The sequence below is a fragment of the Litorivivens sp. genome, from assembly GCF_041625495.1.
In the GTDB taxonomy this organism is placed as follows: Bacteria; Pseudomonadota; Gammaproteobacteria; order Pseudomonadales; family Spongiibacteraceae; genus Litorivivens.
Window position 1 is genome coordinate 1 of the sequence record NZ_JBFJTH010000216.1, and the last position, 5,143, is coordinate 5,143.

At 56.1% G+C, this 5,143-nt stretch carries 7 protein-coding genes; 4 read left to right on the forward strand and 3 right to left on the reverse strand.

The window, feature by feature from the left end; translation table 11 throughout:
• Positions 1-153: 153 nt before the first annotated feature.
• The 4 genes from znuC to ABYP39_RS17180 all read left to right on the forward strand — a co-directional run bounded on the left by znuC (position 154) and on the right by ABYP39_RS17180 (position 3,343).
• Entirely contained in the window at positions 154-903 is a 750-nt protein-coding gene (gene znuC, locus ABYP39_RS17165) for a zinc ABC transporter ATP-binding protein ZnuC (protein ID WP_372747319.1), read from the forward strand.
• On the forward strand, positions 896-1,690 hold the full coding sequence (locus ABYP39_RS17170; protein ID WP_372747318.1) for a metal ABC transporter permease: 795 nt from the start codon (positions 896-898) through the stop codon (positions 1,688-1,690). Before znuC ends, ABYP39_RS17170 begins: the two co-directional genes overlap by 8 nt.
• A gap of 95 nt (positions 1,691-1,785) precedes the next feature.
• Positions 1,786-2,538 (forward strand): hypothetical protein, encoded by a 753-nt coding sequence (locus tag ABYP39_RS17175; protein WP_372783810.1) that lies wholly within the window; start codon positions 1,786-1,788, stop codon positions 2,536-2,538.
• On the forward strand, positions 2,525-3,343 hold the full coding sequence (locus ABYP39_RS17180) for a hypothetical protein (protein WP_372783812.1): 819 nt from the start codon (positions 2,525-2,527) through the stop codon (positions 3,341-3,343). The genes ABYP39_RS17175 and ABYP39_RS17180 overlap by 14 nt, the downstream gene beginning before the upstream one ends.
• A gap of 1 nt (position 3,344) precedes the next feature.
• Here the strand turns inward: ABYP39_RS17180 and ABYP39_RS17185 are convergent, their stop codons facing one another.
• The 3 genes from ABYP39_RS17185 to ABYP39_RS17195 form a co-directional block, all read right to left on the reverse strand.
• A complete protein-coding gene (locus tag ABYP39_RS17185) occupies positions 3,345-4,016 on the reverse strand; it encodes an SCO family protein (RefSeq protein ID WP_372747315.1) in 672 nt (223 codons plus the stop codon).
• On the reverse strand, positions 4,003-4,932 hold the full coding sequence (gene cyoE, locus ABYP39_RS17190) for a heme o synthase (protein WP_372747314.1): 930 nt from the start codon (positions 4,930-4,932) through the stop codon (positions 4,003-4,005). Before cyoE ends, ABYP39_RS17185 begins: the two co-directional genes overlap by 14 nt.
• Positions 4,929-5,143: COX15/CtaA family protein (locus ABYP39_RS17195; protein ID WP_372783814.1), on the reverse strand; the 215-nt coding region annotated here is incomplete at its 5' end. The genes cyoE and ABYP39_RS17195, both read right to left, overlap by 4 nt.

Consider the following 5,143-nt stretch of genomic DNA (forward strand, 5'->3'; position numbering starts at 1 on the left):
ATTTCTGATTTGCCGGCACTGCCAGACCACGGTAGAGATGGCTGCAGAGCCGGTGAGCCAGGCGCTAACCAGCTGCGCCGCCGCCCGCGGATTCACGATTCACCAGAGCAGTGTTGAGATCGTAGGTTCCTGCCCAAACTGCCAGGCGGCCGTATGAAACCCCTGATTTCACTCGATAACATCTGCCTAAAACAGGGTGAGCGCGACATCCTATCGCATATTTCACTGACGCTGCGGGAAGCTGAAATAACCAGCGTAATCGGACCCAACGGCGCCGGTAAAACGTCACTGGTGCGACTGATACTGGGGCTGGCCCAACCCACCAGCGGACATATTCAGCGCACACCCCGGCTACGCATAGGCTATATGCCCCAGAAACTCACCACCAACACGACATTGCCACTGACCGTAAAGCGCTTTCTTAGCCTCGCCCATCACAGCGCAATGACCACCGACCAGGCCCTGCAGCGCGCAGGCGCCAGTCACTTGGGCAGCAGCTCCATGCACAAGTTGTCGGGCGGTGAAACCCAGCGCGTTCTACTGGCGCGCGCATTGCTCGCCAAACCACAGCTACTGGTGCTCGACGAACCAGCTCAAGGCGTCGACATCACTGGTCAGGAGGCGCTATATCAGCGAATTTCCGACCTGCGGGACGAACTGCGCTGCGCGGTGCTGGTGGTTTCCCACGATCTGCACTGGGTCATGGCCAAAACCGATTCCGTGATTTGCCTGAATCAACACATCTGCTGCCACGGCCACCCCCAGACCGTCAGCAGCGATCCGGCCTACCTGACACTGTTCGGACAGGAGACCGATCCTGCACTCGCGCCCTATGTACATGAGCACGATCACGCCCACAGTATCCACGGCGATGTGATCGGCGAGGGTTGCCAGCATGACTGACTTACTGCTGTATGCCATGGCCGCCGGCCTGATGCTGGTAACAGCCACTGGACCTCTGGGTACCATCATTGTCTGGCAGCGAATGGCTTACTACGGCGACACCTTAGCCCACTCTGCGCTGCTAGGCGTGGCGCTTGGACTGATGCTGGAAACCTCGATCGAGTTGTCTGTAGTTACTGTCTGCGTGGTACTCGCGCTCGGCTTGGGCCCACTGCACAGAATCAGCGGCCACAATTTGGACAGCCTGCTGGGCATCGCCTCTCACACATCGCTGGCACTGGGACTGGTTGCGGTATCCCTGCAGTCGGGCAACAGTATCGACCTCAACAGCTTTCTGTTCGGCGACATTCTGGCGGTTAATCTGCGCGATCTACTGCTACTCGGCGCTGTTTCAGGCAGTTGCGTCGTATTGCTTATGCTCAACTGGAATGGTCTGGTCGCCCTGGCGGCCCACCGAGATCTGGCGCAGGTTGAAGGCCGCGCTGTGGTCCATCTGGAGGTCCTACAGATGGTGCTGATTGCGCTCGTCGTGGCGGTCGGCATGAAGATTGTCGGCGTGCTGTTGATCAGTGCTCTGCTCATCATACCGGCAACGGCTGCCGGCAGTTTCAGCCGCAGTCCTGAAGGGGTAGCCCTGAGCGCAACCGCATTGGGTATGATTTCTGTGATCGGCGGCATGCTTTGCGCACTTCAGCTGGATATTCCCGCTGGGCCAGCTATTGTACTATTTGCTTCCCTACTATTTTTTCTATCCCTGCTCTCGCGCTACTGGAAACGCACCATTTGAGGGCGACATAGCAACTTGCAATGACGGCAAGTAAGTATTAACTTGCCGTCCCACAATTAAACAAAATTTATAAAGTGGCAAGTAGTGGTTGAGGTGTGAAAAAGACAGCCCAATTGTTTCCAAATTTACCATTGAAAGAGCGCCTAATCATCGCCTCGGAGCGAGATATTGCCCTGCATACGCTTCCGGGTACACGTATTCAACGCGTGGTGAAAGACGCCGGTTCAAGCAATATATCCTCGATTCGCTACCATTACGGCGATATGGAAAAACTGCAGGAAGCGGTTTACTACTACCGCTACAAAGCGATGAATCACTATGCAGACATCATTCTGCAACGCTGGTCGGCAGAGGTTCGCGATAAAACAACGATTCAGCATTATCTTTTTGCCATTTTTGCGCCCCGCTGCCTGATCATTTATCACACGCTGCCGGCAGCTTACTACTGTGGCTGTGCTGAGCAAATAGAAACTCTGGACCCAGACCGCATCGAAAGCCACGATCGCTATCCCTGGTTCAGGCCACTGCGAGCTGCCTTTACCGCCATATCCGATGCACTTTCGGAGCAGCTAGGCGCCGAAGAGGCGCTCTATCGCATGCACTTGGTTACACCGCTAACTGCTGGCACGCTGGCCAAAAAGGAGCGCGCGCTGCGCGAAGCCTGTGACGAAGGCCGGGTTGCCGACGCCGCAGGCCAGCTGGTGACATTTTTGGAAGACCTGGTGGAGTCCCTCGCCGCAAGCCTGCAACGCGAAAAATACCAGGCCGCGAACGCAACTGCAGATTTCAAAGCTGTGTTTGAAGATCTGCTGGCAATTCCTCCGGAGTGGTTCATTGATAAAGATTGATCAAGACGCAGAGGCATTCGTCGCCCATTACCGTGACCTGCCCATAGCAGAACGCATGCTATTGTCTATCGAAAAGCAGGTGGCACGTTTTGGCAAAGAGGGCGCACGGATTGCCGGCATCCTAGAAAACGCCGGCACCCGCAATGGCGCTGCTGTTCAGCACTATTACGGCGACAAAGACACGCTGATTCACACCGCCTTTCTTTATCGCTACAAGGTTTTCAATGACTGGAGCGAGCACTATCTCGCCCTGCTGGACGACAGTAAAAATGCCGAGCCTCTGGCCAACCATCTACTGCTGGGAATTAACGGCGCCTGGGGCTATTGCTGCAAACAGACCTTGCCGTACTGCTACCACGCCGGTTTTATCCAGAAAATGGGATTAGACAATCCCGGTATCAGTGGCATCGCTGACGAATTTTCTTGGAGCGGACCGATGCGCGCTCTAATAGAAAGAGCAATTGCCGAGTTTTCCCAAGCAATCGGCCAATCCCTGGCCGAGCGTCGCATGCCACTGGGGGTGTTACAGCTGGTCAGTGCATGGGCTGCAAAAGAGCGGGAAATACGCGCCGAGTTGTCGGGAAAAAAGGCATCGACAGAAGACGTCGTCGCCGAGATAGATCGCTTTACGATTGAGATGACCGAGGCCCTGTGCGCCAATCTGTTCCGGGAGAAATACCGCCCCTTCAAGAAAGACCCGCTGGCCCTACTGAATAAAACGGCCAAACGCTGCGGCGCCCCCGTTTGGCATTATGAGCCGGGCAGCGTCGAGGAGAGCGCAGCCGCTTTAGCTCGGTTGCGCTAGGTTACCGGAGCGCCTTGAAGCTTGGCATTACTCGATTGATCTGCTCGACACTGATCGGGGCCTTCAGAATCCCAACGAAATGTCCGGCCGGATTAATCAGCGCCACATTGCCACTGTGATCCACCAGATAATTATCGCCACCACCGGGCACTTTGTTAAACGGTGCGCCAAGCCCGGTGGCGAAGCGGTGCACGTCCAGAAACTCGCCACTGACACCACGGAACTCTGGATGAAAATAGGCAAGGTACTGATTCAGCTGGGTCGTCGTGTCACGCGCGGGATCAACGCTAGCCAACACAATGCGGGTCTGGCCCTGCTGCTCAACCGGGAGTTGGTCATAGTACTGTTTGAGCAGAGCAAGCGTGGTAGGGCAGATATCCGGGCAAAACGTGTAGCCAAAAAACACGATATCCCACTGACCTTTAAACCAGTCGGCCGTCACGGGCTCGCCGAGATCGTTGGTGAGAGTGAACTCCGGCAGTTTGCGGGCCTTCTCGAATAACAGCGCGCCGTTGGCCTGCAATTCTTCCGGGCTGAGCACGCGCTCGCGGGTAAAAGCCCAGAAAAAACCAGCGACGAAGGTCGCCGCGACAACCACAACAATAGCAACCGTCAGGTGTATGCCTCGCTTGCGCTGATGACTAACCTTTTGGAAGGGTTCAGGATACGCCACGCTGGCCTCCCAGTTCATAAATGGTTACCGCTGGCAGCATATAGTGATCAACCAGCATGATGACAAACAACGCCAGCAAATAAATTAGCGAGTATTTGAAGGTTTCCATGGGCGCTTTAGGGTTTTTGCCCCGCATCAGCACAGCGGCCCAGTAGATGAAACCCACACCAAGCACCACAGCACCAAGCAGATACAGTGAGCCACTCAAACCTGTCGCGAAAGGCATCAACGACACAGCGAACAGAATCAGGGTATAGAGCATAATTTGCAGCGCGGTGTATTTTACGCCGTGCGTGACCGGCAACATGGGAATATCCACTTTCGCGTACTCTTCCTTGCGGGCGATTGCCAGCGCCCAGAAGTGCGGTGGTGTCCAGGCAAAGATAATCAACACCAGCAGCAGCGCATGACCGTGGACCTCGTTGGTCACTGCGGTCCAGCCCAGCAGCGGGGGAGCTGCACCGGCCAAGCCCCCGATCACAATATTTTGCGGGGTGGCGCGTTTCAGCCACAGGGTATAGACCACCGCGTAACCCAGCAGTGACGCCAGTGTTAGCCAAGCGGTCAACTGATTGATCTTGATAATCAACATGGCCATACCCACCACGCCCAGCACCAGAGCGAAAACCACCGCATGGGCGGTATCAATGCGGCCCTGCGCCACAGGTCGGTTATGGGTGCGCGCCATTACCAGATCAACGCGTCTATCTACCAGGTGATTCACTGCTGCCGCCGAGGCCGCACACAGACCAATACCGAGGTTGCCAAACACCAGCACCTCCCACGGCACCATCCCCGGCACCGCCATAAACATGCCGATCATCGCGGTTACCAGCATCAGGTAAACCACATTGGGCTTACACATTTCGTAGTAATCGCGCCAGGTTGCCCGGCCCTTGGTTGCGGTATCACTCACGATTGTTGCTCCATCGGTTCGGCCGTTCGCAAACCGTAGTTGAGGGTGACCAGAGTCAGTAGAAGCAGGGCGCCGCCCAGATTATGTGACACGGTCACCCAGAGGGGGAATTTTAGCAGGATATTGCCCAAACCAAGGCTGATTTGCAGCGCCAAAACTGCCAGCACGACGGCCGACATTCGACGCAGTGGCGCCGGCCCAGCGCGACGCA